Below are 26,601 nucleotides of genomic sequence, written 5' to 3'. Positions count from 1 at the left end.
AGAAACGGAACCAGCGGTTTCGCCGGTACGTGTCCGGGTCCGCAGGCGGCACCGGCGACTGTTCGGACGCAGGCCACCACGCCCGCTACGACCCCAGAACCCTCCGCAAGTAGTCGTTCTGGAACCGCCGTTCCGGGTCAAGCCGATCCCGCAGCGCCGTGAACTCGCCGAAGCGCGGGTAGGCCCGGGCGAAGTACTCCGCGTCCCGGGTGTGCACCTTGCCCCAGTGAGGTCGCCCGTCGTGCGCGGTGAAGATCCGCTCGGCGGCTGTGAAGTACGCCTGATAGGGGGTGCCTTGGAACATGTGGACGGCGATGTACGCGGTGTCCCGGTCCGATGCCGTGGACAGCGTGATGTCGTCTGCCGGAGCGGTGCGCACCTCGACGGGGAAGCTGATCCGCAGGCGTGAGCGGTCCACCATCGCCTTCAGCTCGCGCAGCGTCTCGACGACGGCCTCGCGCTGGACGGCGTACTCCATCTCGACGAAGCGCACCCGGCGCGGAGACGTGAAGACCTTGTAGGGGATGTCCGTGTAGGTGCGCGCGGACAGGGCCTTGCTGGAGATCTGGGCGATCGCCGGGATCGTGGCCGGCGCCGCGCGGCCGACCCAGTTGGCCACCTGGAACACGCCGTTGGAGAGGAACTCGTCCTCCAGCCAGCCCTTCAGCTGCCCCACCGGCCGCTCCGGGCCGGCGCTGCGGTTGTTGCGCTTGGTGTTGGTGCTGCCGGTGTGCGGGAACCAGTAGAACTCGAAGTGCTCGTTCTCGGTCCAGAGCTCGTCGAAGGTGCTGGTGACCCGGTCGAAGCTCATCGGCTCCTCGCGGGCGGTCAGCAGGAAGATCGGCTCCACGGCAAAGGTGATCGCGGTGACGATGCCCAGCGCGCCGAGGCCGATACGGGCGGCGGCGAAGATCTCCGGGTTCTCCTTCGCCGAGCAGGTGAGCACCGAACCGTCGGACGTCACCAGCTCCAGGGCCTTGATCTGGGCGGCGATCGACGCCGAGTCACGGCCCGTGCCGTGGGTGCCGGTGCTGGTGGCTCCGGAGACCGTCTGCTCCATGATGTCGCCCATGTTGGTCAGCGACAGGCCCTCACGGGCCAGGGCCATGTTGAGCCTCTTGAGCGGCGTGCCCGCCTCGACCGTGACGGTGCCGGCATCCCGGTCAATGTTGCGTATGCCCGTCAACAATTGAGGGCGGATCAACACACCGTCGGTCGCGGCGATCGACGTGAACGAGTGGCCGGTACCGACCGCCTTCACCTTCAGGCCGTCCTCCGCAGCCCGCGCCACCGCCGCGGACAGCTCCTCCACGGAGGCGGGCATGACCTCCCGTACGGGCCGGGCGGTGACCGTGCCGCCCCAGTTACGCCACGTGCCGTTCTTCCCGCTCGCTGTGCTGCTCAACGGTGCCTCCCCGACCCGGAGCCGGCTGCTTGAGCCGGCGGTACCCGAGGAAACCGACCGCGACCGCGACGGCCCCGGCCACTGCCGGAACCCCGTACCCGGAGCGCGCACCGGCCGCGTCGATCACCCAGCCGGCCACGGAGGAGCCGAGGGCGACCCCCACCGCGAGCCCGGTACTCACCCAGGTCATGCCCTCGGTCAGTTGCGCGCGTGGTACGTGCTCTTCGATCAGGGACATCGTCGTGATCATCGTGGGAGCGATGGACAGGCCCGCGACGAAGAGCGCCACGGCCAGAAACGGCAAGTTTCCGACCAGTAGGAGGGGGATCATACTCACGGCCATGGCGCAGACGCCCAGGAGCCAGCGAGGTTCGGGCGCCCCCTTGAAGTGCAGCAGTCCGAAAACGGCTCCCGCCGCACAGGAGCCCAGTGCGTACACCGCGAGAACGACGCTCGCGGCGCCCTTGTGGCCCTGCTCCTCGGCGAAGGCCACCGTGACCACGTCGACCGCCCCGAAGATCGCCCCGGTCGCCACGAAGGTGGTCACCAGGACCTGCAGACCGGGTGAGCGCAGCGCGCTGCCCCCGCCGTGCCGCTCGCGCGGGTGCGGCACGGGCTCGGTGGCCCGCTGGGCGGTGAGCCAGAAGACACCGGCCGCGAGGAAGCAGGCGGCCAGCAGCGGGCCGGCCTCCGGGAACCACGCCGTGGACAGGCCGATGGAGATGATCGGCCCGAAGATGAAACAGATCTCGTCCACCACGGACTCGAAGGAGTACGCGGTGTGCAGTTGCGGCGTGCCGCGGTACAGGGCGGCCCAGCGTGCCCGGATCATCGCGCCGATGCTCGGTACGCAGCCGATGGCCACACAGAACACGAACAGCAGCCAGTCCGGCCACCTGTAGTGCGCGGCGAGCAACAGCCCGGCCGCGCCCAGCAGCGCGATCAGGGTCGCCGGGCGGAGCACCCGCCGCTGCCCGTACTGGTCCACCAGGCGCGAGACCTGCGGGCCCGCCACCGCGGCCGCCAGTGCGATCGTGGCCGACAGCGCACCCGCCAGCCCGTACCGCCCGGTGAGCTGCGAGACCATCGTGACGACGCCGATGCCCATCATCGACAGCGGCATACGGCCGAGGAATCCCGCGGCGGAGAAGCCCTTGGAGCCTGGAGCGGCGAACAGGGCGCGATAGGGGCTGGGCACTGGGTCTCCGGCGGCTCGGTACGGCGTATCGGCCGGCGTGACGGGGCCGATACGGCTGCGGTAAGGCATAAAGGTGGCTGATACAGCTTACGAGTCGGCTGCCGTCGGAGACACCCCGGGAGGAGGCCGGGAACACGTCGGTCACCCGCCGTTTCCCGGCTGTCAGTGCCGGGTGGCAGGATCGACTCATGCCAGACGCGCTCGATGCCACCCCCTACGACGCCCTGCTCCTGCTCTCGTTCGGCGGCCCCGAGGGGCCGGACGACGTGGTCCCGTTCCTGGAGAACGTGACGCGCGGGCGCGGCATCCCCAAGGAACGCCTGAAGGAAGTCGGGCAGCACTACTTCCTGTTCGGCGGGGTCAGCCCGATCAACGACCAGAACCGCGCCCTGCTGGACGCCCTCCGCAAGGACTTCGCGGACCACGGCCTGGACCTGCCGGTCTACTGGGGCAACCGCAACTGGGCCCCGTACCTCACGGACACCCTGCGCGAGATGGTCCGCGACGGCCGCCGCCGCATTCTGGTCCTGGCCACCAGCGCCTACGCGTCGTACTCGGGCTGCCGGCAGTACCGCGAGAACCTCGCCGACTCGCTCGCCGCCCTGGATGCCGAGGGCCTGCCGCTGCCGAAGATCGACAAGCTGCGGCACTACTTCAACCACCCAGGCTTCATTGAACCCATGATCGAGGGCGTGCTCCGGTCCCTGGCCGACCTCCCTGAGAACGTCCGGGACGGAGCGCACATCGCGTTCACCACCCACTCCATCCCGAACTCCGCCGCGGACAGCTCCGGCCCCGTCGAGGACCACGGCGACGGCGGCGCGTACGTCAAGCAGCACCTTGACGTCGCGCAGCTGATCGCTGACGCCGTCCGCGAGCGCACCGGCGTCGACCACCCCTGGCAGCTGGTCTACCAGTCGCGCTCCGGCGCCCCGCACATCCCGTGGCTGGAGCCCGACATCTGCGACCATCTCGAGGAGCGCCACGCCGCGGGCGTCCCGGCCGTCGTGATGGCCCCCATCGGCTTCGTCTCCGACCACATGGAGGTCCTCTACGACCTCGACACGGAGGCCAACGCCAAGGCCGGGGAACTGGGCCTGCCGGTGCGCCGCTCGGCCACCGTCGGCGCCGACCCGCGGTTCGCCGCCGCGGTCCGCGACCTCGTCCTGGAGCGCGCCGCCGTCGAGCGCGGCCAGGAGGTCACCCCCTGCGCCCTGGGCGCCCTCGGCGCGAGCCACAACCTCTGCCCGGTGGGCTGCTGCCCGGCCCGCACCCCCGCCCCGCCGCGGGGCGCCCACAGCCCCTACGCGTGAGGAGCACCGTGACCGACACGCTGCACACGGACCTGCTCCAGCTCGCCCGGGAAGCCGCCCGACGGGCCGGCGAGCTGCTGCGGGACGGGCGTCCGGCCGACCTCGCGGTCGCCGCCACCAAGTCGAGCCCCATCGACGTGGTGACGGAGATGGACATCGCGGCGGAGAAGCTGATCACCGACCTGATCTCCGGCCACCGCCCCGACGACGGCTTCCTCGGCGAGGAGGGCGCCTCCAGCGAGGGCAGCAGCGGCATCCGCTGGGTGATCGACCCGCTCGACGGCACGGTCAACTACCTCTACGGGCTGCCGACCTGGGCCGTCTCCATCGCGGCCGAACAGGACGGCGAGACCGTCGTCGGGGTCGTCGCGGCCCCGATGCGCGGCGAGACCTATGGCGCGATCCGCGGCGGCGGCGCCTGGGCCACCGGCGCCTGGGACGGCGAGCGCACCCTGGCCTGCCGCCCGGCGCCGCCCCTGGGCCAGGCCCTGGTCTCCACCGGGTTCAACTACGTCACCGAGGTCCGCACCCACCAGGCCGACGTGGCTCGCAGGCTGATCCCGCTCCTGCGCGACATCCGGCGCAGCGGATCGGCCGCCGTCGACCTGTGCGACGTCGCCGCAGGCCGCCTCGACGGCTACTACGAGCGTGGACTGAACGCCTGGGACTTCGCGGCCGGCGACCTGATCGCCCGCGAGGCGGGCGCGCTGACCGGCGGACGCCCCGGAGAGCGCCCGTCACGCGACCTGACGGTAGCGGGCACCCCGGGCGTCTTCGAGCCCCTCCAGCGGCTCCTGGAGGACTTCGGCGCCTGGCACGACTGACGAGCCAAGAAAACCGCAGCGGGCCCCGGCGATGGATTCGCCGGGGCCCGCTGTCGTACGTGTGAGCCGGTCAGACGCCGGACGCGCCGACTTCCACGCCATGCTCGGCGGCGAGGCGGCGCAGGTCGTCGAGTTCGCCCTGCTCCACCTCGACGAGGAAGTCGTCGCCCTCGTCACGAGCCCGCGTCAGGTCGGACTCGGTCGCCCTTATGCGCTGCAGAAGTCCTGCGGTGAAAGCGTCCATGCTGCGCCCCCTCGTCCAGGGTCGTGGGTCGGTGGCACGGGGGTGTGCCGTTCGGAAGGGGCGATCACGTCTGTGGGTGCCCAGCGCTGCCCTGCTGGGCGGCGACGGTGCCGGACACCCACGCCCACTCTGCGGAAAGCGGACCGCGGCGTACCGCATGGTGCTGCGGCACAAGCAGAGCGTGATCGCGGGGTGTATTCGGTCCTCCCCCCGCTCCCTTCCGCGGAAACCTCAACCGGAGGAGAAAATCTCGCATTCCCGGATCCGGCACCCCGTCCGTGCGACCTTCGCGCCGGGGCCGCCCGGTGCCCGCTCCTCCGTCTTACTGCCCACTTATGGCCGAAAAGGGCAGGATGGAGGTCAACACACCCCCGAAGACCCCCGCCCGCGCGTGCTCAGGCGCTACGCGGGTGGATACAGGAAGGACAAGCGACGTGCGCGTACTCGTCGTCGAGGACGAGCAACTGCTCGCCGATGCGGTGGCCACCGGACTGCGCCGGGAGGCCATGGCCGTCGACGTCGTGTACGACGGTGCGGCCGCCCTGGAGCGCATCGGCGTCAACGACTACGACGTGGTCGTCCTCGACCGCGACCTCCCCCTGGTGCACGGCGACGACGTGTGCCGCAAGATCGTCGAGCTCGGCATGCCCACGCGCGTGCTGATGCTCACGGCGTCCGGCGACGTCAGCGACCGGGTGGAGGGCCTGGAGATCGGCGCCGACGACTATCTCCCCAAGCCCTTCGCGTTCAGCGAGCTGACGGCCCGCGTGCGTGCCCTCGGCCGGCGCACCAGTGTGCCGCTGCCACCCGTCCTGGAGCGCGCCGGGATCAAGCTCGACCCGAACCGCCGCGAGGTTTTCCGGGACGGCAAGGAGGTCCAGCTCGCGCCCAAGGAGTTCGCCGTCCTGGAGGTGCTGATGCGCAGCGAGGGCGCCGTCGTCTCCGCGGAGCAGCTCCTGGAGAAGGCCTGGGACGAGAACACCGACCCGTTCACGAACGTGGTGCGCGTGACCGTCATGACTCTGCGCCGCAAACTGGGCGAGCCGCCCGTCATCGTCACCGTCCCCGGCTCCGGCTACCGGATCTGATCGACCGTGGCAGCGAACCCCGCGCCTCCCCAGGCGCCCCCGAAGCCCACCTGGGATCCCAGGAAGCCACCACCGTTCCCGATCCTGCGCCCGACCATCCGGATAAGGCTCACGCTGCTGTACGGCGGCATGTTCCTGATCGCCGGCATCCTGCTGCTGTCGATCATCTACCTGCTGGCGGCGAACGCGCTGAACGTGGGCAGTGACCTGCCCTTCAAGATCCTCTCCGGCCAGGTGGCGAGCGAGGCTTGCAACTTCCCGTCGCAGCCGACTGCCACCGAGCTCAACCACGCCATGAACAACTGCGCCAACGAGCAGCGCCAGCACGCCCTGGACAACCTGCTCAGCCGCTCGCTCCTGGCGCTCCTCGGGCTTGCCGTGATCGCCTTCGCCTTCGGCTACGCCATGGCCGGCCGCGTCCTGTCGCCGCTGGGCCGGATCACCCGCACCGCGCGCGCGGTGGCCGGCTCCGACCTGTCCCGCCGGATCGAGCTGGACGGACCCGACGACGAGCTGAAGGAGCTGGCCGACACCTTCGACGACATGCTGGAGCGGCTGCAGCGGGCCTTCACCGCTCAGCAGCGCTTCGTCGGCAACGCCTCGCACGAACTGCGCACCCCGCTGGCGATCAACCGCACGCTCCTCGAGGTGCACCTGTCCGATCCGAGCGCGCCCATGGAGCTGCAGCAGCTCGGCAAGACGCTGCTGGCCACCAACGAGCGCAGCGAACAACTCGTCGAAGGGCTGCTGCTGCTCGCCCGCAGCGACAACCAGATCGTCGAGCGCAAGCCGGTGGACCTCGCCGAGGTGGCCTCGCAGGCCATCGATCAGGTGCACGCCGAGGCGCAGGCCAAGGGCGTGCAGATCCGCGGCAAGCGCGAGCGCGCGGTCATCCAGGGCAACGGCGTCCTGCTGGAGCGGATCGCCCTGAACCTCGTGCAGAACGCCGTGCGCTACAACATCCCCGAGGGAGGCTGGGTGGAGGTCACCACGGAGATCCAGCACGGGCAGGCCGTCCTGGTCGTCGCGAACACCGGGCCGGTGGTGCCGGCGTACGAGGTCGACAACCTCTTCGAACCGTTCCGGAGACTGCGTACCGAGCGCACGGGGAGCGACAAGGGCGTCGGCCTCGGTCTGTCCATCGTCCGGTCCGTGGCCCGGGCGCACGGCGGGCATATCGCGGCGCAGCCCAGGGAGGGCGGAGGGCTCGTGATGCGGGTCACCTTCCCGATCTGAGACCATGGGCCGACACACCCGAGGAATGTTCGCTTTGCGCGGAATTTTCGGGGCACCCGTCCGGCTGTCCCATGTGTGATCGATCACAAGGGCGATTTTCAGGCCATCTACTCTCCGTGATCATTTAGTTGCCGGAAAGCCCAGAAAATCCGGGTTTTCCAGGGGCTTGATCACGGGAAGTACACGATGAGGCCCTTTTGGAGTGCGACATTCGGACCGTGTACGGTCCCGATCGCCATCCAAGCCGATCACTCGCGAGGAGTCCGGTTGGGTGTCGATTGAGTAACAGACCTTGATGTGAGGCAAAATCTCCGCCTCGGGTCGGGCACAAGTCCGGCCTCTCACGCGTTACGTGCGCTGGAGACACCGCAGACACCCGGAGGGGGAGAGCGACATGGCAACTGACTACGACACCCCACGCAAGACCGACGACGACGTCGACTCGGACAGCCTGGAAGAGCTGAAGGCCAGGCGGAACGACAAGTCCGCCTCGGCGGTCGACGTCGACGAATTCGAGGCCGCCGAGGGCCTGGAGCTTCCCGGCGCCGACCTTTCGAACGAGGAACTGGCGGTCCGTGTGCTGCCGAAGCAGCAGGACGAGTTCACCTGCATGAGTTGCTTCCTGGTGCACCACCGCAGCCAGCTGGCCCGGGAGAAGAACGGTCAGCCGATCTGCCGCGACTGCGACTGAGGCGGGGTCGGCCGTGACTGGCTCGACCCCACCTCGGAAGCGCCGCTTCCCCTGGGGAGCGGACTCGGGGCCGTCCGACGGCCCTCACGGCGTGCGTGACGACGAGCGAGGCTCCTCCGGTACGGGACTGCCGGTCCCTGCGGAGTCAGCCTCGCTCGAACCGGCCGGTGACCGGGCCGACCTCCCGGTACCGGCTCAGGGTCCCACCCCCGTGGCCAGGCGGCGGGCGGCGGCGACCCGGGCCATGGACCTGGCCAAGGCCGGCGCCGCCAAGAGCGGCAGCGGCGCCAGGGCGGGCCTGGCGTATCTCGCCGACCGGATCATCGAGATCGCCCCTCGGATCCCCGTACGGGACCTTGCGACGCTGCGCAGGCAGTTCCCGGGCCTCGGGCCCGAGCAGCTCGCGGACAAGCTCGTGGCGGGCGCGGCGAACGCGTCGGCGACGGTCGGAGCGGGAGTCGGCGCGGCGGCTATGCTTCCCCTGCCGCCCGCGATGCCCACGGAACTGGCGGCAGAGATCACCGGGGTGGCCGCGATCGAGCTGAAGCTGATCGCCGAGCTCCACGAGGTCTACGGTGTGCGGCCGCCGGGCAATCTGAAGGACCGCAGCAGCGCGTATCTGAAGTCCTGGTCGGACGAGCGCGGCATCGACCCCATGAAGCCGGTCACGGTCAACGCGGCTCTCGGCGGTCAGATGAAGCGGGAGCTGCGGCAGCAGATCATGAAACGCATGGTGCGCAATCTGCCGAACCTGATGCCGTTCATGGTGGGAGCCGCGGTGGGCGCGGTCATGAACCGGCGGGACACCAGGAAGGTCGCCGCGCGTATCCGGGCGGACCTGCGGAAGATGCAGGTGCCGTGGGACCAGCTGTCGGAGCTGCCACCGCTGCCGCCGCTGGAGCGGCCCGCGGACGCGCTGTCGATCGAGAAGCCCCTCGAGGAGCCCGGACGTCCGGGCCCGAACGCGACCGAGTGATCGGCGTGGTCGGCTACGCCGTACACGCCGCCTTGGCCGCCCGGATGGCCTCCGCCAGCCGCTCGGGCTCACGCGTCGACAGGTACAGGTACGGCGTCGGGTCGGCCGGGTCGATGACCTCCACGCGCAAGGCCGTGGGGATGTAGGCGCGCAGCAGCAGGAAGGCGCGGGTGTCGGCCTTGTGCGTGCGCCAGGCGCGGGCCTCCTCGGGCTCCAGGATCTCCGCCTCGCCCAGGGCCGTGACCGGGATCTTCGCCTCGCCCGCGATCAGAGAGTCGTTCACCACGCGGATGCGGACCGAACCGTACGAACTCGCCGCGACCGCCGCGACCGCGGTGCCGCCGGCCAGGCCCCCCAGCAACGGCAGGGTGCCGAAGGGCAGCAGGATCAGGGCCATCGAGACCCCGACCAGGAGGCTGATCAGCCACCAGGAGCGGGGCGCGGTGAGGCGTTCTTCGTACGGGGCGGCGGAAAGCTGCATGGAGTCAAGCTTGGCACGGTGTCCGCGGGGAGGCAGGGTCAGGGGGGCCGGGGCGAAACGCCGGGTAAGGTCTGCGGCTGTGAGTGGTACATCCGCAGCTCTGGAGCCTCCCGCCGACGCGACCAAGCCGGTGCGGCACCCCGACGCTCCCGCCCCCGGCGAGCTCCTCGGCCCGCACTACGGTGAGTGCTTCGGTTGCGGCGGCGACCAGCCGCACGGACTGCACCTCGCGGCGCGGGCCGGCGAAGGGGTGTCGATCACCGCCGAGTTCACCGTGCGGCCCGAACACCAGGGTGCTCCGGGCCTGGCCCACGGCGGAGTGCTGGCGACCGCCCTCGACGAGACCCTCGGCTCGCTGAACTGGCTGCTGCGCACCATCGCCGTGACCGGACGGCTGGAGACCGACTTCGTGCGTCCGGTGCCGGTGGGCACCACGCTCCATCTTGCGGCCGAGGTGACGGCGGTGGCCGGCCGGAAGATCTACTCGCGGGCCACCGGACGTGTCGGCGGCCCCGACGGACCCGTCGTCGTCCGAGCGGATGCGCTCTTCATCGAGGTCAAGGTCGACCATTTCGTCGACCACGGCCGCAAGGAAGAGATCCAGGCCGCCATGAACGACCCCGACCAGATCCGGCGTGTCCGCGCCTTCGAGGTGAACCCGTGAGCCGCGACCCCGTGAACGTGCTGATCCGGCGTGTCGATCCGGACGTACCGCTTCCGACGTATGCGCACCCCGGCGACGCGGGAGCCGATCTGCGCACCACCGAAAGCCGTGAACTGAAGCCGGGTGAGCGGGCCGTACTGCCCACGGGGGTGTCTGTGGCGCTCCCGGAGGGGTACGCGGCCTTCGTGCACCCGCGTTCCGGTCTCGCCGCCCGCTGCGGCGTGGCCCTCGTGAATGCCCCGGGGACGGTTGATGCCGGGTACCGTGGGGAAATCAAGGTGATCGTGGTGAATCTCGACCCGCGCGAGCCCGTGCGGTTCGAGCGCTTCGACCGGATTGCCCAACTGGTCGTCCAGCAGGTCGAGAGGGTCCGCTTCCAGGAGGTGGCGGAGCTTCCCGACTCGGCACGGGCCGAGGGGGGCTTCGGGTCCACCGGCGGCCATGCTGCCGTGGACGGCGGGCGCGGCACAAACGGTCAGGCCGCCGTTGGCGGCAAGACGGGTGGGAATCGATACGCTTCGGTCGTATCCGACCGGGAAGGACAGTGACGTGTTCGGACGTCGCAAGAAGAGTGGTGCCGCCGAGGACGCGGCCGGCGAGGCCGAGCAGGTCGTCGACAGCGTCGACACTGAGGCGGACGAGGTCGAGCGCGAGCGGGTGCGGCTCGAGCCGGAACCGCGGCCCGACGGGCCCTGGGACAGCACCGAGGTCCGGGACCCGGCCGAGGGCCGGGTGGATCTTGGTGGTCTGTTCGTGCCGGGCGTCGACGGCATGGAGCTGCGGGTCGAGGTCGCGGGCGACGCGATCGTCGCGGCGACCGTCGTACTGCGGGACAGCGCCATCCAGTTGCAGGCCTTCGCCGCGCCCAAGCGCGAGGGCATCTGGGGCGAGGTGCGCGAGGAGATCGGCGCCGGCATCACCCAGCAGGGCGGCATCATCGACGAGGTCGAGGGCCCGCTCGGCTGGGAGCTGCGAGCCCAGGTGCCGGTGCAGCTGCCGGACGGCACGGGCGGCTTCCAGGTGGTCCGGTTCGTCGGTGTGGACGGGCCCCGCTGGTTCCTGCGGGGTGTGATCTCCGGGCAGGGTGCCGTGCAGCCGCAGGCCGCCGGCCTCCTGGAGCAGATCTTCCGGGACACGGTCGTGGTCCGCGGCGACGGACCGATGGCGCCCCGCGACCCGATCGTCCTGAAGCTGCCGAACGACGCGCAGATGGTCCCCGAGGGCGTCCAGCAGGACGACCAGGCCGGTTCCCGGTTCTCGGGCGGCATGGGGCAGCTGCAGCGCGGGCCGGAGATCACCGAGGTCCGTTAGACGTCAGCGCACGCAGGGCCGCATCCCCCGCCGGGGTGCGGCCCTCATCGTGTGCGAACGCTTGAACGGGTGGGCGTCGCTTCGTGATACTGGCGCCCGGATCACGGGGGAGGCGACATGAGCCAGGTGGTCACCGAGACCATGGTGCGCGTCGAGAACGTCCACAAGTCGTACGGCGAGGGAGCCGCCGCCGTGCACGCCCTGCGCGGGGTCTCCTTCGACGTCCCGCGCGGTGAACTCGTCGCCCTCAAGGGGCGCTCGGGGTCCGGGAAGACGACGTTGCTCAACATCGTCGGCGGCCTCGACGAGCCGGACCGGGGTCGGGTCGTGGTCGACGGGCTCGATCTGTCGGGGCTCGGCGAGAACGGGCTGCTGGAACTGCGCCGGGACCACATCGGCTTCGTCTTCCAGTCCTTCGGGCTCATCCCGATCCTCACGGCCGCAGAGAACGTCGGCGTACCGATGCGGCTGCGTCGGGCCGACCCACGGGAGCGCGAGGAACGCGTCGAGCTGCTGCTGTCCCTGGTCGGCCTCGTCGACCACGCCGCCCAGCGGCCTGGCGAGCTGTCCGGCGGTCAGCAGCAGCGGGTGGCCATCGCCCGCGCCCTCGCCAACAGCCCCTCCCTCCTCATCGCCGACGAGCCGACCGCCCAGCTGGACGCGGAGACCGGTCACGCGGTGATGGAGTTGCTGCGGGCCGTCGTACGCAGTGAAGGCGTCACGGCGCTGGTCGCCACGCACGACGCGACCCTGCTCGACCTGGCCGACCGGGTCCTGGAGCTGAGCGACGGAGCAGTCGTCGAACGCTAGCTCGCTCAACGGGGTGTCGTCAGGGTTCCGTCAAAGTCGCCCGTTGCCCTCCTGGCCGCCCCATTTGCCCGGAACGCTGGCCGTAAGGTCGACGCTGCATACGCGCAGTTTGCAGAAGACGGACAATGAGGCCATGGCACGCGGCAAGCTTCGGATCTACCTGGGTGCGGCACCGGGGGTGGGCAAGACGTACGCGATGTTGTCCGAGGCGCACCGGCGGGTGGAGCGGGGCACGGACTGTGTGGTGGCGTTCGTGGAGTCCCATGGCCGGCCGCGCACCGAGGTGATGCTGCACGGGCTGGAGCAGGTGCCGCGCAGGGAGTTCGGGTACCGGGGCGGGGTGTTCACGGAGATGGATGTGGAGGCGGTCCTCGCCCGGCGGCCGAAGGTGGCGCTGGTGGACGAGCTGGCGCACACGAACGTCCCCGGTTCGCGCCATGCCAAGCGCTTCCAGGACGTGGAGGAGCTGCTGGCGGCGGGGATCGATGTGATCTCGACGGTGAACATCCAGCATCTGGAGTCCCTTGGTGATGTGGTGGAGTCGATCACGGGGGTACGGCAGCGGGAGACCGTCCCGGACGAGGTGGTGCGGCGGGCGGATCAGGTCGAGCTGGTGGACATGTCGCCGCAGGCGCTGCGGCGGCGGATGGCGCACGGCAACATCTACCAGCCGGACAAGGTGGATGCGGCGCTGTCGAACTACTTCCGGCCGGGGAATCTCACCGCGTTGCGGGAGCTGGCGCTGCTCTGGGTGGCGGACCGGGTCGACGAGTATCTGAAGCAGTACCGCAGTGATCACCGGGTGTCGAGGATCTGGGGGTCGCGGGAGCGGATCGTGGTGGGTCTGACGGGTGGTCCGGAGGGGCGGACGCTGATCCGGCGGGCGGCGCGGCTGGCGGAGAAGGGGGCCGGCGGTGAGGTGCTGGCGGTCTACATAGCGCGCAGCGACGGGCTCACGTCCGCCTCGCCGAAGGAACTGGCGGTGCAGCGCACGCTGGTCGAGGACCTCGCGGACCTTCCATCACGTGGTCGGCGACGACATACCGGCGGCCCTGCTGGACTTCGCCCGCGGCGTGAACGCCACCCAGATCGTGCTGGGTTCGTCGCGGCGCAAGAGCTGGCAGTACGTGTTCGGGCCGGGTGTGGGGGCGACGGTCGCCCGGGAGTCCGGTCCCGACCTGGACGTCCACATCGTCACGCACGACGAGGCCGCCAAGGGGCGTGGGCTGCCGGTGGCGCGCGGTGCACGGCTGGGGCGGGCCCGGATCATCTGGGGCTGGCTGGTCGGCCTGGCCGGGCCGGTGGTCCTGGCGGTCCTGCTGAACACCGTTCACCTCGGCCTCGCCAACGACATGCTGCTCTTCCTGACGCTGACGGTGGCGGCGGCCCTGCTCGGCGGGCTCTACCCGGCGCTCGCCGCGGCGGCCTTCGGAACGTTTCTGCTCAACTACTTCTTCACCCCGCCGCTGCACCGGCTGACCATCGCGGACCCGAAGAACATCGTCGCCCTGGTGATCTTCATAGGCGTGGCGGTGTCGGTGGCGTCGGTGGTCGACCTCGCGGCCCGGCGGACGCATCAGGCGGCCCGTCTGCGGCGGAGTCGGGATCCTGTCGTTCCTGGCGGGCAACGTGCTGCGCGGTGAGACCAGCCTGGAGGCGCTGCTGGAGCGGGTGCGCGAGACCTTCGGCATGGAGTCGGTGGCGCTGCTGGAGCGTGAGAGCGACGTGGCGCCCTGGACGTGCGCGGGCAGTGTCGGGCCGCGGCCGTGTCAGAGCCCGGAGGACGCGGACGTCGACATGCCGGTCGGCGACCACATGGCCCTGGCACTGACCGGGCGGGTGCTGCCCGCCGAGGACCGCCGGGTGCTGGCCGCGTTCGCCGCGCAGGCCGTGGTCGTCCTGGACCGCCGCCGGCTCCGGGAGGAGGCCGACCGGGCCCGCACGCTGGCCGAGGGCAACCGCATCCGCACGGCCCTGCTGGCCGCCGTCAGCCATGACCTGCGGACGCCCCTGGCCGGCATCAAGGCGTCGGTCACGTCGCTGCGTTCGGACGACGTCGAGTGGTCCGAGGAGGACCGGGCGGCCCTGCTGGAGGCGATCGAGGAGGGCGCCGACCGCCTCGACCACCTGGTCGGCAACCTGCTCGACATGTCCCGCCTGCAGACCGGCACGGTCACGCCGATCATCCGCGAGATCGACCTCGACGAGGTGGTGCCGATGGCGCTGGGCGGCGTGCCGGAGGGCAGCGTGGAGCTGGACGTCCCGGAGACGCTGCCGATGGTCGAGGTCGATGCCGGACTGCTGGAGCGGGCGGTGGCCAACGTCGTGGAGAACGCGGTCAAGTACAGCCCGCCGGGTACGCCCGTGCTGGTCGCCGCCAGTGCCATCGCGGACCGCGTCGAGGTCCGGGTCGTGGACCGCGGTCCCGGCGTCCCGGACGAGGCGAAGGAGCGGATCTTCGAGCCGTTCCAGCGCTACGGCGACGCTCCGCGCGGTGCCGGAGTCGGACTCGGCCTCGCCGTCGCCCGGGGCTTCGCCGAGGCCATGGGCGGCACCCTCGACGTCGAGGACACACCCGGCGGCGGCCTCACCATGGTCCTCACCCTCCAGGCGGCAGGAGCGCGCCCCGTGCTTCTTTCCTCCGCACCTCAAGAAAGGCAGGCTCGATGAACCGGGTGCTCGTGGTCGACGACGAGCCGCAGATCGTTCGCGCCCTCGTGATCAACCTCAAGGCACGCAAGTACGAGGTCGACGCGGCCCAGGACGGGGCCACCGCCCTTGAGCTCGCCGCGGCTCGCCACCCCGACGTCATCGTTCTCGACCTGGGGCTGCCGGACATGGACGGCGTCGAAGTGATCAAGGGGCTGCGCGGCTGGACCCGCGTGCCGATCATCGTGCTGTCCGCCCGGCACTCCTCCGACGAGAAGGTCGAGGCACTCGACGCGGGCGCCGACGACTACGTCACCAAGCCCTTCGGCATGGACGAACTGCTGGCCCGGCTGCGCGCGGCCGTCCGCCGCGCCGAGCCCACCGGCGGCGGCGAGGACGAGGTGATGGTGGAGACCGAGGAGTTCACCGTCGACCTCGTCGCCAAGAAGGTCAACCGCGGCGGCAAGGACGTACGGCTGACCCCCACGGAGTGGCATCTGCTGGAAGTGCTGGTGCGCAACACCGGCCGGCTGGTCAGCCAGAAGCAGCTGCTGCAGGAGGTGTGGGGACCGTCGTACGGGACGGAGACCAACTACCTGCGCGTGTACATGGCACAGCTGCGCCGCAAGCTGGAGGCGGACCCGTCGCACCCGAAGCACTTCGTCACGGAGCCGGGGATGGGATACCGCTTCGAGAAGTGAGCTTTCGAGCTGTGACACAACGGGTACGTGACTGTCGATGCCACCCCGGTAGGCTTCAGACATGAGTGCTGTTCCTCGTTCCGAAAAGCCGGCGGGCCGGTTCCGGCGCATGCTTGACCGGCTCTCCTCTTCGCAGGAGGACCTGGAGTCCGAGGAACTGCGGGAGGACGCCGAGACCGCAGGCTGTACGCGGATCGGTGACTGCCACGACCGACAGATAGTGACGGTTACTGGTACCTTGCGCACGGTCACGCTGCGGCCGCGCGCGGGAGTCCCGGCCCTGGAGGCCGAGCTGTTCGACGGCTCCGCCGCACTCGACGTGGTGTGGCTCGGCAGGCGCTCCATCGTCGGGATAGAACCGGGGCGCAAGCTGATCGCATCGGGCCGGATCTCGATGAGCCGGGGCCGCCGGGTGCTCTTCAACCCGAAATACGAACTGAGACCCCTCGGACGGGAGTAGCCGGTGACGTCGCTCGACAAGCCGACTGAACACACCGAAGACACCGATCAGGACGCCCGCGCGGTCACGGAGGCCGCGCTGTTCGAGGCGTTCGGCGGCGTGCGGGGCATGGTCGAGACGGTGCTGCCGGGCCTGCTCTTCGTGACCATCTACACGATCAACAAGGACCTGCACCTGTCGGCGATCGCCGCCCTGGGCGTGTCCCTGCTGCTCGTCGTGGTCCGCCTGGCGATGAAGGACACCGTCAAGCACGCCTTCAGCGGTGTCTTCGGCGTGGCCTTCGGCGTCGTCTTCGCGATGATGACCGGCAACGCCAAGGACTTCTACCTGCCGGGCATGCTCTACACGCTGGGCCTGGCGCTGGCGTACATCATCACGACCCTGTGCGGCGTCCCGCTGATCGGCCTGATGCTCGGCCCGGTCTTCAAGGAGAACCTCTCCTGGCGCACCCGCAACCCCGGCCGCAAGAAGGCGTACGCCAAGGCCAGCTGGGCCTGGGGCCTGATCCTGCTCACCAAGTGCGCGATCCTCTTCCCGCTGTACTGGTGGGCCGACACCACACAGCTGGGCTGGGTGCTGGTGACCCTGAAGATCCCGCCGTTCCTGCTGGCGGTCTGGCTGACCTGGGTCTTCCTGGCCAAGGCGCCGCCGCCCATCGACGTCTTCGCCGAGATGGAGGCCGAGGAGCGCGCCGAGCAGGAGCGTAAGGCCGCCCTTGCGGGGGAGCACGGGGAGCTGCCGACCGGCGCTCGCCACCGGCGGGACTGACAGCCGTCGATACGAGGATGGGGCGCCCTGAGATCTCAGGGCGCCCCATCCTCGTATCGACGGCGGGGAGTCAGCTCGTCGCGTCTTCCCGCCGTACCGACAGCAGATCCTCCAGCTGCTCCTCCCGGGCCGGCGCGGCCACGAACAGCAGCTCGTCGCCCGCCTCCAGGGAGTCGTCCCGAGTGGGGGTGAGGACCCGGGTGCCGCGGATGATCGTGACCAGGGAGGTGTCCTCCGGCCACTCCACATCGCCGACCTGGGTGCCGGCCAGGGCCGACTCGTCCGGCAGGGTCAGCTCGACGAGGTTGGCGTCGCCGTGGCTGAAGCGCAGCAGGCGGACCAGGTCGCCGACGCTCACCGCCTCCTCGACCAGGGCCGACATCAGGCGCGGGGTGGAGACGGCGACGTCCACGCCCCAGGCCTCGTTGAACAGCCACTCGTTATTGGGGTTGTTGACCCGGGCGACGACGCGCGGAACGCCGTACTCCGTCTTCGCCAGCAGCGAGACGACCAGGTTCACCTTGTCGTCGCCCGTTGCGGCGATGACGACGTTGCAGCGCTGGAGCGCCGCCTCGTCCAGGGACGTGATCTCGCAGGCGTCGGCGAGCAGCCACTCGGCCTGCGGGACGCGCTCGACCGAGATGGCGGTCGGCGCCTTGTCGATGAGCAGGACCTCGTGGCCGTTCTCCAGCAGTTCACCGGCGATCGACCGGCCGACCGCGCCGGCTCCGGCAATGGCGACCCGCATCAGTGACCGCCCTCCTTCTCAGGGCCCTCGGCGAACGCCGCCTCGACCTTCTCGACGTCGTCCGAGCGCATCATCACGTGCACCAGGTCCCCCTCCTGCAACACCGTCTGCGAGGTGGGCAGGATGGCCTCGCCCAGGCGGGTGAGGAACGCCACGCGGACGCCGGTCTCCTCCTGCAGCCTGCTGATCTTGTGGCCGACCCAGGCGTTGGAGGCGTGCACCTCGGCGAGCTGGACGCCGCCGGTGGGGTCGCGCCACAGCGGCTCGGCGCCGGACGGCAGCAGCCGGCGCAGCATCTGGTCCGCTGTCCAGCGGACCGTGGCGACCGTCGGGATGCCGAGGCGCTGGTAGACCTCGGCGCGCCGGGGGTCGTAGATGCGGGCCGCGACGTTCTCGACGCCGAACATCTCGCGGGCCACGCGGGCGGAGATGATGTTCGAGTTGTCACCGCTGGAGACGGCGGCGAAGGCGCCGGCCTCCTCGATTCCGGCCTCGCGCAGGGTGTCCTGGTCGTAGCCGACCCCGGTCACGCGGCGGCCGCCGAACGAGGATCCCAGGCGTCGGAAGGCGGTGGGGTCCTGGTCGATCACGGCGACCGTGTGCCCCTGTTGCTCCAGGGTCTGGGCGAGAGCGGAACCCACTCTGCCGCAGCCCATGATGACGATGTGCACGACCGTCCTTCCGAGATCAAGTTGCTGACTTGCCTTGATTAGGTTCTCAGACCGGCCACCAAGCTACACACGCACGGTCCGCGGAAGGCACCCCCGTGCACGGTTTGCCCAGATCAGCGGCGGCTGATGCTCCAGACGCTGAAGACAGTCAGGATTCCGAGGCCGACGAGTGCGGCGGTGGCGCCGATCAACTCCGCGGTTGCAGACATGGGACCTCCGATTGCAGGCGACGGGATGGCGCACGGGATGGTTCACGGGATGGTTTCTGACATAAGGGTTTTGTCATATAGGCATGGGGGCTGTCGTGCCGGCCGGACCCGTGGCCTGACGGCCCCGGTATTTCACTCGTGGGGCAGATGCCGGGAAGGCAGGTGGGCGAAGCCCTGTTCGAAGGCTTACGATCCTCTGTTGTGTCCAAACTGACCGACGTGCCCAAACGGATCCTGATCGGGCGCGCACTGCGCAGCGACCGGCTGGGCGAAACGCTCCTGCCGAAGCGCGTCGCACTCCCCGTCTTCGCCTCCGACCCGCTGTCCTCCGTGGCGTACGCGCCCGGAGAGGTACTGCTGGTCCTCTCCATCGCGGGCGTGTCGGCCTACCACTTCAGCCCCTGGATCGCCGCCGCGGTCGTCGTGCTGATGTTCACGGTCGTCGCCTCCTACCGGCAGAACGTGCACGCCTATCCGAGCGGCGGCGGCGACTACGAGGTGGCGAACACCAATCTCGGTCCCAAGGCCGGCCTCACCGTCGCCAGCGCCCTGCTCGTCGACTACGTCCTGACGGTTGCCGTCTCCATCTCCTCCGGCATCGAGAACCTGGGCTCCGCGATCCCCTTCGTCGTCGAGCACAAGGTGTTCTGCGCGGTGGCCGTGATCCTGCTGCTGACGCTGATGAACCTGCGCGGGGTCAAGGAGTCCGGCACGCTCTTCGCGATCCCGACGTACGTCTTCGTCACGGGCGTCTTCATCATGATCATGTGGGGCGCGTTCCGCGGGCTGGTGCTCGACGACACCATGCGGGCGCCGACCGCCGGGTACGAGATCAAGGCCGAACACGAGGGCCTCGCGGGCTTCGCCCTGCTCTTCCTGCTGCTGCGCGCCTTCTCCTCCGGCTGTGCCGCACTGACCGGCGTGGAGGCGATCTCCAACGGCGTGCCGGCCTTCCGCAAGCCCAAGTCGAGGAACGCGGCCACCACGCTCGCGCTGATGGGCCTGCTCGCCGTCACCATGTTCTGCGGCATCATCGGCCTGGCGATGGCGTCCAACGTCCGGATGGCCGAGAACCCGGCCCACGACCTGCTCGACAAGGGCGTCCCGGTGGGCTCGGACTACGTCCAGAACCCGGTGATCTCGCAGGTCGCCGAGGCCGTCTTCGGCAAGGGCAGCATCCTGTTCCTCGTGCTCGCCGCAGCCACCGCGCTGGTGCTCTTCCTCGCCGCGAACACCGCATACAACGGCTTCCCGGTGCTCGGCTCGATCCTCGCCCAGGACCGCTACCTCCCGCGTCAGCTGCACACCCGCGGCGACCGCCTGGCGTTCTCGAACGGCATCGTGCTCCTGGCCGGCGCGGCCGCACTCCTGGTGTGGGTCTACGGAGCCGACTCCACGCGTCTGATCCAGCTGTACATCGTCGGCGTGTTCGTGTCCTTCACGCTCAGCCAGACCGGCATGGTCCGCCACTGGAACCGCCACCTGGCCACCGAGCAGGACCCCGCCAAGCGCCGCCGCATGATCCGCTCCCGCGCGATCAACGCGTTCGGTGCCTTCTTCACCGGTCTCGTCCTGGTCGTCGTCCTGGTCACCAAGTTCTCCCACGGCGCCTGGGTCGCGCTGCTCGGCATGGTGATCTTCTACGTGACGATGACGGCGATCCGCCGCCACTACGACCACGTCTCCCAGGAACTCGCCGCCCCCGAGGGTCCGAGCGACGACAGCCTCCGGCCCTCGCGGGTGCACTCCGTGGTGCTGATCTCCAAGATCCACCGCCCCGCCCTGCGCGCCCTCGCCTACGCCAAGCTGCTGCGCTCGGACACGCTGGAGGCGCTCAGCGTCAACGTGGACCCGGCCGAGACCAAGGGTCTGCGCGAGGAATGGGAACAGCGCGGCATCGACGTACCGCTGAAGGTGCTCGATTCGCCGTACCGGGAGGTCACCCGGCCGGTCATCGAGTACGTCAAGAGCCTGCGCAAGGAGTCCCCGCGCGACGTGGTCTCCGTGATCATCCCGGAGTACGTCGTCGGCCACTGGTACGAGCACCTGCTGCACAACCAGAGCGCGCTCCGGCTGAAGGGCCGGCTGCTGTTCACACCGGGGGTCATGGTGACCTCGGTGCCCTACCAGCTGGCCTCCTCCGAGGTGGCCAAGAAGCGGGCCGGCAAGCGGCAGGAGTGGAGCGCGCCGGGTTCGGTGCGGCGTGGTCCGGCGCAGGTGCGGCCGAAGGAGCCCAGCGCCAAGGACTGACGTGTGCAGGAGCACGTAGACTGGTGGGCTGTTGTCCAGCCGTAGTCCTTTGTCCAGCCGTAGTCCCTCTCATCTCTGGAGTCACCCCGCCATGCAGGCAGAACCGAAGAAGTCGCAGGCGGGGTCCCTGGTCGGGCGGGAGTACGAGGTCGAGATCGGCCCCGTCGCCCACGGCGGCCACTGCATCGCCCGCACCGAGTCGGGTCAGGTCCTGTTCGTCCGGCACGCGCTGCCCGGCGAGCGGGTCGTGGCCCGGGTGACCGAGGGTGAGGAGGGCGCTCGGTTCCTGCGCGCGGACGCGGTCGAGGTGCTCTCGGCGTCCAAGGACCGCATCGAGGCGCCCTGTCCCTACGCCGGTCCCGGCCGCTGCGGCGGCTGCGACTGGCAGCACGCGAAGCCGGGTGCCCAGCGGCGCCTCAAGGGCGAGGTGATCGCCGAGCAGCTGCAGCGACTCGCGGGCCTGACGCCCGAGGAGGCCGGCTGGGACGGCACGGTGATGCCGGCCGAGGGCGACAAGCTGCCCGTCGGGCAGGTGCCGCAGTGGCGGACGCGGGTGCAGTACGCGGTGGACGCCGACGGCCGTGCGGGCCTGCGGCGGCACCGGTCGCACGAGGTGGAGCCCATCGACCACTGCATGATCGCCGCCGAGGGGGTCAGCGAGCTCGGCATCGAGAAGCGCGACTGGACCGGCATGGCCTCGGTCGAGGCGATCGCGGCGACGGGTTCGCAGGACCGCCAGGTGATTCTGACGCCCCGGCCGGGCGCGCGCCTGCCCCTCGTGGAACTGGACAAGCCCGTGTCCGTCATGCGGGTGGAGGAGAAGGACGGCGGGGTGCACCGCGTCCACGGCCGGCCCTTCGTCCGCGAGCGAGCGGACGGGCGTACCTACCGAGTCGGCAGCGGCGGCTTCTGGCAGGTCCATCCCAAGGCCGCGGACACGCTGGTGACGGCCGTGATGCAGGGCCTTCTCCCGCGCAAGGGCGACATGGCGCTCGACCTCTACTGCGGCGTCGGCCTGTTCGCGGGCGCGCTGGCCGACCGGGTCGGCGACCAGGGCGCGGTCCTCGGCATCGAGTCCGGCAAGCGGGCTGTCGAGGACGCCCGGCACAACCTCGCCGGCTTCGACCGGGTCCGTATCGAGCAGGGCAAGGTCGAGTCGGTCCTGCCGCGCACCGGGATCACCGAGGTCGACCTCATCGTCCTGGACCCGCCCCGGACCGGGGCCGGCCGGAAGACCGTCGAGCACCTGTCGTCGCTGGGCGCGCGTCGCATCGCGTACGTCGCGTGCGATCCGGCGGCACTGGCGCGGGATCTGGGGTACTTCCGGGACGGGGGGTACCGGGTGCGGACGTTGCGGGCGTTCGATCTGTTTCCGATGACGTCGCACGTGGAGTGCGTGGCGATTTTGGAGCCTACTGCAAAGGGGCTCTGACCTGCGGCTTTCTTGTGTCTTCCAGATGTGGCCGGTGGTGCTCGACCTGTTCCCCGAAGTACATGACGTGAAGCGCGTCGTATGCTCACGAACGCCGCTGACCTGCTGTTCCATGGCGTCGTGCCGGGATGACGGGTGAATCTCCTCCGTTTCGGCCCGGAGGGCGGCAGGTCGTCTCGACGCTGAGATGACGCTTCTTCTGACGGGTTGTCACCTTGCGGCCGGACCTATTGAGTGATCTTCTGCCGCCTTGGTTCATTGGCGCATGGCGCACCCGTACCGACGTCGCCGTGCCCGTGGGCCGCAAGGGCGCTTCGACGACCATGGCATGTACCCGCTCGGCCTCCTCGCCTGCGAGGGCGACCGCGCCGCCCTCGACCCGGCGGGGCCGGAGGCGCGCCCCGAATTGCTCACCGATCCCGCCCGGAGCCGGGCCCTGGTCGGCTGATCCTTGAAGTGGCGACGGCCGGACTGTGCCACCGACCTGACGGTGATGGGCCGAGATCCCGGACAACTGCCTTTTGTGCTGCCCGGAGCCTCGCGACGTAGCCGTCGCCACAGCCGACAGCGGTCGCGACTCTGCCACCTTCGCGCTGGGCGACAGGGCTTCCATGGCGAGGCGGAGCCGGCCTCTGCGTCCTCCAGGGAGGGCCCCGTCGCCGGGAGTCCGACGACCGTGCGGGGGCAGATCGGACGGATGGCCAAGGTGGCGGGCGTCCAAAAAGTCATGGTCCAGGACGTCATGGGCGACCCAGACGCCCGTGCGCACTCTCGCGCCCTGCTGGCGCAGGCGCTCGGTATCACGCGGGAGGGCGTGGTGGCGTAGCCGTGAGCGGGTGGACCGGCGTGCGTGCGGCCCGGGTGTCGGCGGGACGGCAGGTGCGGTTTGACCGGAGGCTACCTCCGCTTTATGCTCGACCCAGTGCGGAGGCATCCTCCGTTTTGCTGGTCGAGGGTCGTACGAGTCAGGAGGGCGTATGGGAGCGAAGGAGCAGCAGGGGCGTCGGCCCCGTGCGGACGTCCAGCGCAACCGTGCGGCTCTCCTGGACGCGGCCCAGCGTCACTTCCTGCGTTACGGCGTCGGCACGTCGCTGGAGGCGGTGGCCAAGGAGGCGGGCGTCGGACCCGGCACGTTGTACCGGCACTTTCCCACCCGGGAGGCGCTGCTGGCGGGCGTGCTGCAGACGCGCTCCGAGGAACTGGTGGCCCGCCGGACGGAGGTCGCCCAGCTCGGTGACGCCGCCGAGGCGCTGGTGCAGTGGCTGCGGGCGATGGAGGAGTACTTCAGCGCCTTCAGCGGGCTTCCGGAACCGCTTATGGCCGCAGCCAGGGCGGAGGAGCCGGACAACCCGCTCACGGTTCCCTGTGGCACCCTCATCGCCACCACCGACGAGTACGTGCGGGCCGCTCAGCTCGCGGGACACGTGCGCCCGGGGGTGAAGGGGTACGACCTGTTCCTCGCGGCCTGTTCCGTTGCCTGGATCAAGGGCACCGGTGCCACCGACGAGGAGTCACTGGACCGTCTCCGTGCGCTCATCGAAAGCGGATACCGCGAGCGGGACGACGAGGCGTAGTCCATCGGCACGCCCCCTCGTGGCTGAGCGCCGGGCGGCCGGGGACCTGGAGGAGTTCCGGTTCCGAGGTCCAGTTCCCGGCGACGACCAGCGGCCCGCGATGCCACCTGCACATTCATCACCTCTTGCGCCCTCAAGGGTGGCGCAACCTTTGGAAGGACAAATCATGAAAATTGCTGTTATTGGCGCAGGAGCGATCGGGGGGAATCTGGCCCGTAAGCTCAGCGCGGCCGGTCACGACGTCCAGGTGGCGGACGCCCGGGGTCCCGAGGCCGTCCGGGCCGACGTGCTGGAGTTCGGAGCCCGCGCGGCGGCCCTTGAGGATGCTGTTCAGGGCAAGGAGGTGGTCATCCTGTCCATCCCGTTCGATCGGGTCCCGGAGCTGGCCGGCCTGTTCGCCTCCGTGCCCGCCGAGACGGTGGTCATCGACACCTCCAACTACTACCCGCACCTCAACGGCCGCATCGAGTCGGTGGACAAGGGCCAGGTGGAAAGCCTATGGGTTGCTGAGCAGTTGGGGAGGCCCGTGGTCAAGGCGTGGAACGCGGCCCTGGCCGAAACCCAGCGGACCAAGAGCGTGCCGGCAGGTACCCCCGGCCGCATCGCCCTCCCGGTCGCCGCCGACTCGGATGAGGCACGGCGTGTGGCCATGCGTCTTGTGGACGACACCGGCTTCGACCCCTACGACGCAGGCGTGCTGGCCGACTCCTGGCGCCAGCAGCCGATGGGCCCCGCCTACTGCACCGAACTGACCCTCGACGAGCTGCCGGCGGCCCTGGCCGCGGCCGATCGTGTCAAGGACACCCTCGTCCGCGACAGCATGCCGGAGCGCTTCGTCGCCCTCCCGGCCAACCCCACGCTGGAGGATGTCGTCGAGATGAACCGCGCCGCCCACCGCTGACATCGTGCTGGTGGAGGGGCGGCAGTTCGCGGGGCCGTGGTCGCGACACGGCGGGAACGTGAAGAGTATTCCGCCCAAGTCGTGCCGCGGCTACCGCAGTTGGGGTGTGCCGACGGCGGGGCGAGCACCCGGCGTTCCTGCCGGCGCGGTGCTGCGGGCGTCCTCCCGGCCGAACACGCCTGTGCCCCGGCGCCTGTCAGCCCCTCTCGTTCACCGCATCCCCCTGCCGACGACCCGGAGGCTGCCTCCGCATGGTCCGGAAGCGGATGCACTCACCGATTCATCCTGCCTCGTTCGGAGGAGCGACCATGACAAGCCGACAGATGCTCCTGTGCATGCAGTTCACCAGCGGCTACGGAGCCGAACCCGGAGCATGGCGCCTGCCCGGGGCGAACCTGTCCAGCTACACGGACATGGACCAGTTCGTGCGGTACGCGCAGGCCGCCGAGCGCGGCAAGGTCCAACTGCTGTTCTTCGCGGACACCCCGGTTCTGGACGTGGACCTCGAACACCAGGCCCCGCACCACCCGATCGACCCGCTGCTGGTCATGACCTCCATCGCGCGCGAGACCGAGCGGATCGGCCTGGTCGCCACCGCCTCCACCACCTTCAACGAGCCCTACAGCCTCGCCCGCCAGTTCAAGGCCCTGGACGTGATCAGCCACGGTCGGGCCGGCTGGAACGCGGTGACCACCTCGGATCCCGCCGCCGCGGCGAACTTCGGCCGCCCGATTCTGTCGCGCACCGAGAAGTACGAGCGCGCCCACGAGGTTGTCCAGATAGTGCAGGCGTTGTGGGGCAGTTGGGAGAAGGACGCGTGGGTCCTCGACGTGGCCGGGAAGCGGTTCGCCGACATGGACAGGATCCAGCCGGTCAACCTCCAGGGCCGCCACGTCGCTTCCCGCGGTCCGCTTCCCATCCCGCCGTCCGAGCAGGGCCAGCCGGTCATCTTCCAGGCGGGCGGCGGCAGTTACGGCCTGGAGTTGGCGGGCCGTTACGCGGACGGAGTCTATGCCAACCCTTACACCGTCGAGGACGGCCAGGCCCAGCGCCAGGCGCTGCGCGACGCCGCCAAGCGCGCCGGACGCGACCCGGACGAGGTGAAGATGTTCGCCGGCTTCATGCCGACCATCGCTTCCTCCCGCCGGGCCGCACTCGACCGGCGCCGCTTTCTGGACGAGTCCGTCGACCTGCGCCAGCGGGTGCGCTACCTCGGCGCGATGATAGGCGTGCCGCTCGGATACGACCAGATCGACGAACCCCTCTCCGCACACCAGTTGGCCGACGCCGTACCCAGTCCGCACGATCCGCGCTCGGCCCGCGCCCTCGAAGTGGTCCGGGAGGGCTGGACCTTGCGTGACGTCATCGCCCACGGGGTCATCGACTACCACCCGGTTGTGGCCGGCACCGCCGCCGACGTGGCCGACCACATGCAGGAGTGGTTCGAGGCCGGGGCCTGCGACGGCTTCTCGCTGGCCATCGACAGTTACCACGACGGCGTCGACGCCTTCGTCGACCAGGTCGTCCCCCTCCTGCAGGAACGTGAACTGTTCCACCTCGACTACGAAGGCTCCACCCTGCGCGACCACCTCGGAGCCCGCCACCAGTACGGGCTCGACCCGTGCGTCACGGAACCGGTCCGATAATGCCCGCCACAGCTTCACCGCCGCCCGACACCGCAGCACAGCAGGCGTTCCGCGACGCCATGGCCACCGTCGCGTCCCCGGTCGCCGTGGTCACCGCCATGAACGGCCGACGTCCGCACGGCACCACGGTCAGCGCCTTCGCATCCTTGTCCCTGACGCCACCCATGGTCATGGTGTCGCTGGACACACGCTCACACCTGCTGGCGATCATCCGCCGCACTGGCCGCTTCGGTCTCAACGTGCTGGGCACGCACCAGGCCGAACTTGCCGCGGCCTTCGCCCACTCGGGCCCGGACAAGTTCCAGGGATCGCCTGGTCGCCAGTGAGGAACTGCCACGCCTGTCGGCCTCC

The 26,601-nt window shown here is 70.1% G+C and carries 25 protein-coding genes and 1 pseudogene; 20 read left to right on the top strand and 6 right to left on the bottom strand.

Annotation, left to right across the window (positions count from 1 at the left end; translation table 11 throughout):
• Positions 1-85: 85 nt before the first annotated feature.
• Both StrepF001_RS28225 and StrepF001_RS28220 read right to left on the bottom strand, forming a co-directional pair.
• Positions 86-1,405 (bottom strand): D-arabinono-1,4-lactone oxidase, encoded by a 1,320-nt coding sequence (locus tag StrepF001_RS28225; protein ID WP_129801035.1) that lies wholly within the window; start codon positions 1,403-1,405, stop codon positions 86-88.
• Positions 1,365-2,603 carry an MFS transporter gene (locus tag StrepF001_RS28220; RefSeq protein ID WP_129801034.1) on the bottom strand — a complete coding sequence of 413 codons (1,239 nt, stop codon included), beginning with the start codon at positions 2,601-2,603 and terminating at the stop codon, positions 1,365-1,367. The genes StrepF001_RS28225 and StrepF001_RS28220 overlap by 41 nt, the downstream gene beginning before the upstream one ends.
• A 188-nt stretch (positions 2,604-2,791) precedes the next feature.
• Here StrepF001_RS28220 and StrepF001_RS28215 point away from each other — a divergent pair, with 188 nt between their 5' ends.
• Both StrepF001_RS28215 and StrepF001_RS28210 read left to right on the top strand, forming a co-directional pair.
• On the top strand, positions 2,792-3,916 hold the full coding sequence (locus tag StrepF001_RS28215; RefSeq protein WP_129801033.1) for a ferrochelatase: 1,125 nt from the start codon (positions 2,792-2,794) through the stop codon (positions 3,914-3,916).
• An 8-nt stretch (positions 3,917-3,924) separates the two neighbouring features.
• A complete protein-coding gene (locus StrepF001_RS28210) occupies positions 3,925-4,740 on the top strand; it encodes an inositol monophosphatase family protein (protein ID WP_129801032.1) in 816 nt (271 codons plus the stop codon).
• 70 nt (positions 4,741-4,810) lie between these two features.
• Here the strand turns inward: StrepF001_RS28210 and StrepF001_RS45770 are convergent, their stop codons facing one another.
• Positions 4,811-4,984: a hypothetical protein gene (locus tag StrepF001_RS45770; protein WP_165396400.1), complete on the bottom strand. Its 174-nt coding sequence runs from the start codon at positions 4,982-4,984 to the stop codon at positions 4,811-4,813.
• Positions 4,985-5,418: 434 nt separating this feature from the next.
• Here StrepF001_RS45770 and StrepF001_RS28205 point away from each other — a divergent pair, with 434 nt between their 5' ends.
• The 4 genes from StrepF001_RS28205 (at position 5,419) to StrepF001_RS28190 (ending at position 8,975) form a co-directional block, all read left to right on the top strand.
• Positions 5,419-6,072 (top strand): response regulator transcription factor, encoded by a 654-nt coding sequence (locus StrepF001_RS28205; protein WP_007385219.1) that lies wholly within the window; start codon positions 5,419-5,421, stop codon positions 6,070-6,072.
• A gap of 6 nt (positions 6,073-6,078) precedes the next feature.
• Positions 6,079-7,308, top strand: a complete 1,230-nt coding sequence (locus tag StrepF001_RS28200; protein ID WP_129801031.1) for a HAMP domain-containing sensor histidine kinase — start codon at positions 6,079-6,081, stop codon at positions 7,306-7,308.
• A 394-nt stretch (positions 7,309-7,702) separates the two neighbouring features.
• Entirely contained in the window at positions 7,703-7,999 is a 297-nt protein-coding gene (locus StrepF001_RS28195) for a DUF4193 domain-containing protein (protein WP_003993510.1), read from the top strand.
• 13 nt (positions 8,000-8,012) lie between these two features.
• Complete coding sequence (locus StrepF001_RS28190) at positions 8,013-8,975, top strand: hypothetical protein (RefSeq protein ID WP_129801030.1); 963 nt, start codon at positions 8,013-8,015, stop codon at positions 8,973-8,975.
• Between the two features lie 13 nt (positions 8,976-8,988).
• Here the strand turns inward: StrepF001_RS28190 and StrepF001_RS28185 are convergent, their stop codons facing one another.
• Positions 8,989-9,456 (bottom strand): DUF3093 domain-containing protein, encoded by a 468-nt coding sequence (locus StrepF001_RS28185; RefSeq protein WP_129801029.1) that lies wholly within the window; start codon positions 9,454-9,456, stop codon positions 8,989-8,991.
• Positions 9,457-9,535: 79 nt separating this feature from the next.
• Between StrepF001_RS28185 and StrepF001_RS28180 the strand changes: the two genes are divergently transcribed.
• The 8 genes and pseudogenes from StrepF001_RS28180 to StrepF001_RS28145 all read left to right on the top strand — a co-directional run bounded on the left by StrepF001_RS28180 (position 9,536) and on the right by StrepF001_RS28145 (position 16,819).
• Positions 9,536-10,120 (top strand): PaaI family thioesterase, encoded by a 585-nt coding sequence (locus StrepF001_RS28180; RefSeq protein WP_129801028.1) that lies wholly within the window; start codon positions 9,536-9,538, stop codon positions 10,118-10,120.
• Entirely contained in the window at positions 10,117-10,668 is a 552-nt protein-coding gene (dut, locus tag StrepF001_RS28175; protein WP_129801027.1) for a dUTP diphosphatase, read from the top strand. The genes StrepF001_RS28180 and dut overlap by 4 nt, the downstream gene beginning before the upstream one ends.
• A 1-nt stretch (position 10,669) precedes the next feature.
• Positions 10,670-11,431 carry a DUF3710 domain-containing protein gene (locus tag StrepF001_RS28170; RefSeq protein WP_129801026.1) on the top strand — a complete coding sequence of 254 codons (762 nt, stop codon included), beginning with the start codon at positions 10,670-10,672 and terminating at the stop codon, positions 11,429-11,431.
• Positions 11,432-11,548: 117 nt separating this feature from the next.
• A complete protein-coding gene (locus tag StrepF001_RS28165; protein ID WP_129801025.1) occupies positions 11,549-12,241 on the top strand; it encodes an ABC transporter ATP-binding protein in 693 nt (230 codons plus the stop codon).
• Positions 12,242-12,374: 133 nt separating this feature from the next.
• A pseudogene (locus StrepF001_RS28160) lies at positions 12,375-14,911 on the top strand (sensor histidine kinase KdpD).
• The gene (locus StrepF001_RS28155; protein WP_129801024.1) at positions 14,908-15,591 is read left to right on the top strand and encodes a response regulator; all 684 of its coding nucleotides are present in this window, start codon (positions 14,908-14,910) and stop codon (positions 15,589-15,591) included. The pseudogene StrepF001_RS28160 and the gene StrepF001_RS28155 overlap by 4 nt, the downstream one beginning before the upstream one ends.
• Positions 15,592-15,652: 61 nt before the next feature.
• Complete coding sequence (locus tag StrepF001_RS28150) at positions 15,653-16,051, top strand: OB-fold nucleic acid binding domain-containing protein (protein ID WP_079048543.1); 399 nt, start codon at positions 15,653-15,655, stop codon at positions 16,049-16,051.
• Between the two features lie 3 nt (positions 16,052-16,054).
• The gene (locus StrepF001_RS28145; RefSeq protein ID WP_129801023.1) at positions 16,055-16,819 is read left to right on the top strand and encodes a DUF3159 domain-containing protein; all 765 of its coding nucleotides are present in this window, start codon (positions 16,055-16,057) and stop codon (positions 16,817-16,819) included.
• Positions 16,820-16,889: 70 nt separating this feature from the next.
• Here StrepF001_RS28145 and StrepF001_RS28140 read toward each other — a convergent pair whose 3' ends face one another.
• Both StrepF001_RS28140 and StrepF001_RS28135 read right to left on the bottom strand, forming a co-directional pair.
• Positions 16,890-17,567, bottom strand: a complete 678-nt coding sequence (locus tag StrepF001_RS28140; protein WP_129801022.1) for a TrkA family potassium uptake protein — start codon at positions 17,565-17,567, stop codon at positions 16,890-16,892.
• Positions 17,567-18,238, bottom strand: coding sequence for a TrkA family potassium uptake protein (locus tag StrepF001_RS28135; RefSeq protein ID WP_129801021.1), 672 nt, complete (start codon positions 18,236-18,238; stop codon positions 17,567-17,569). Before StrepF001_RS28135 ends, StrepF001_RS28140 begins: the two co-directional genes overlap by 1 nt.
• A 410-nt stretch (positions 18,239-18,648) precedes the next feature.
• Between StrepF001_RS28135 and StrepF001_RS28130 the strand changes: the two genes are divergently transcribed.
• The 6 genes from StrepF001_RS28130 (at position 18,649) to StrepF001_RS28105 (ending at position 26,576) form a co-directional block, all read left to right on the top strand.
• Positions 18,649-20,697 (top strand): APC family permease, encoded by a 2,049-nt coding sequence (locus StrepF001_RS28130; protein ID WP_129801020.1) that lies wholly within the window; start codon positions 18,649-18,651, stop codon positions 20,695-20,697.
• Positions 20,698-20,788: 91 nt separating this feature from the next.
• Positions 20,789-22,129, top strand: a complete 1,341-nt coding sequence (locus StrepF001_RS28125; protein WP_129801019.1) for a class I SAM-dependent RNA methyltransferase — start codon at positions 20,789-20,791, stop codon at positions 22,127-22,129.
• A gap of 977 nt (positions 22,130-23,106) precedes the next feature.
• Positions 23,107-23,703 (top strand): TetR/AcrR family transcriptional regulator, encoded by a 597-nt coding sequence (locus StrepF001_RS28120; protein WP_129801018.1) that lies wholly within the window; start codon positions 23,107-23,109, stop codon positions 23,701-23,703.
• 166 nt (positions 23,704-23,869) lie between these two features.
• Complete coding sequence (locus StrepF001_RS28115; protein ID WP_129801017.1) at positions 23,870-24,604, top strand: NAD(P)-binding domain-containing protein; 735 nt, start codon at positions 23,870-23,872, stop codon at positions 24,602-24,604.
• A 308-nt stretch (positions 24,605-24,912) separates the two neighbouring features.
• Positions 24,913-26,250 (top strand): NtaA/DmoA family FMN-dependent monooxygenase, encoded by a 1,338-nt coding sequence (locus StrepF001_RS28110; protein ID WP_129801016.1) that lies wholly within the window; start codon positions 24,913-24,915, stop codon positions 26,248-26,250.
• A complete protein-coding gene (locus tag StrepF001_RS28105) occupies positions 26,250-26,576 on the top strand; it encodes a flavin reductase family protein (RefSeq protein WP_129801015.1) in 327 nt (108 codons plus the stop codon). Before StrepF001_RS28110 ends, StrepF001_RS28105 begins: the two co-directional genes overlap by 1 nt.
• Positions 26,577-26,601: the final 25 nt, after the last annotated feature.

This window comes from Streptomyces sp. F001, from assembly GCF_004187715.1.
GTDB lineage: Bacteria > Actinomycetota > Actinomycetes > Streptomycetales > Streptomycetaceae > Streptomyces > Streptomyces flavusporus.
Note: the sequence above shows the minus strand (reverse complement) of the source record. Positions and strands in the feature narration are given on the sequence as shown.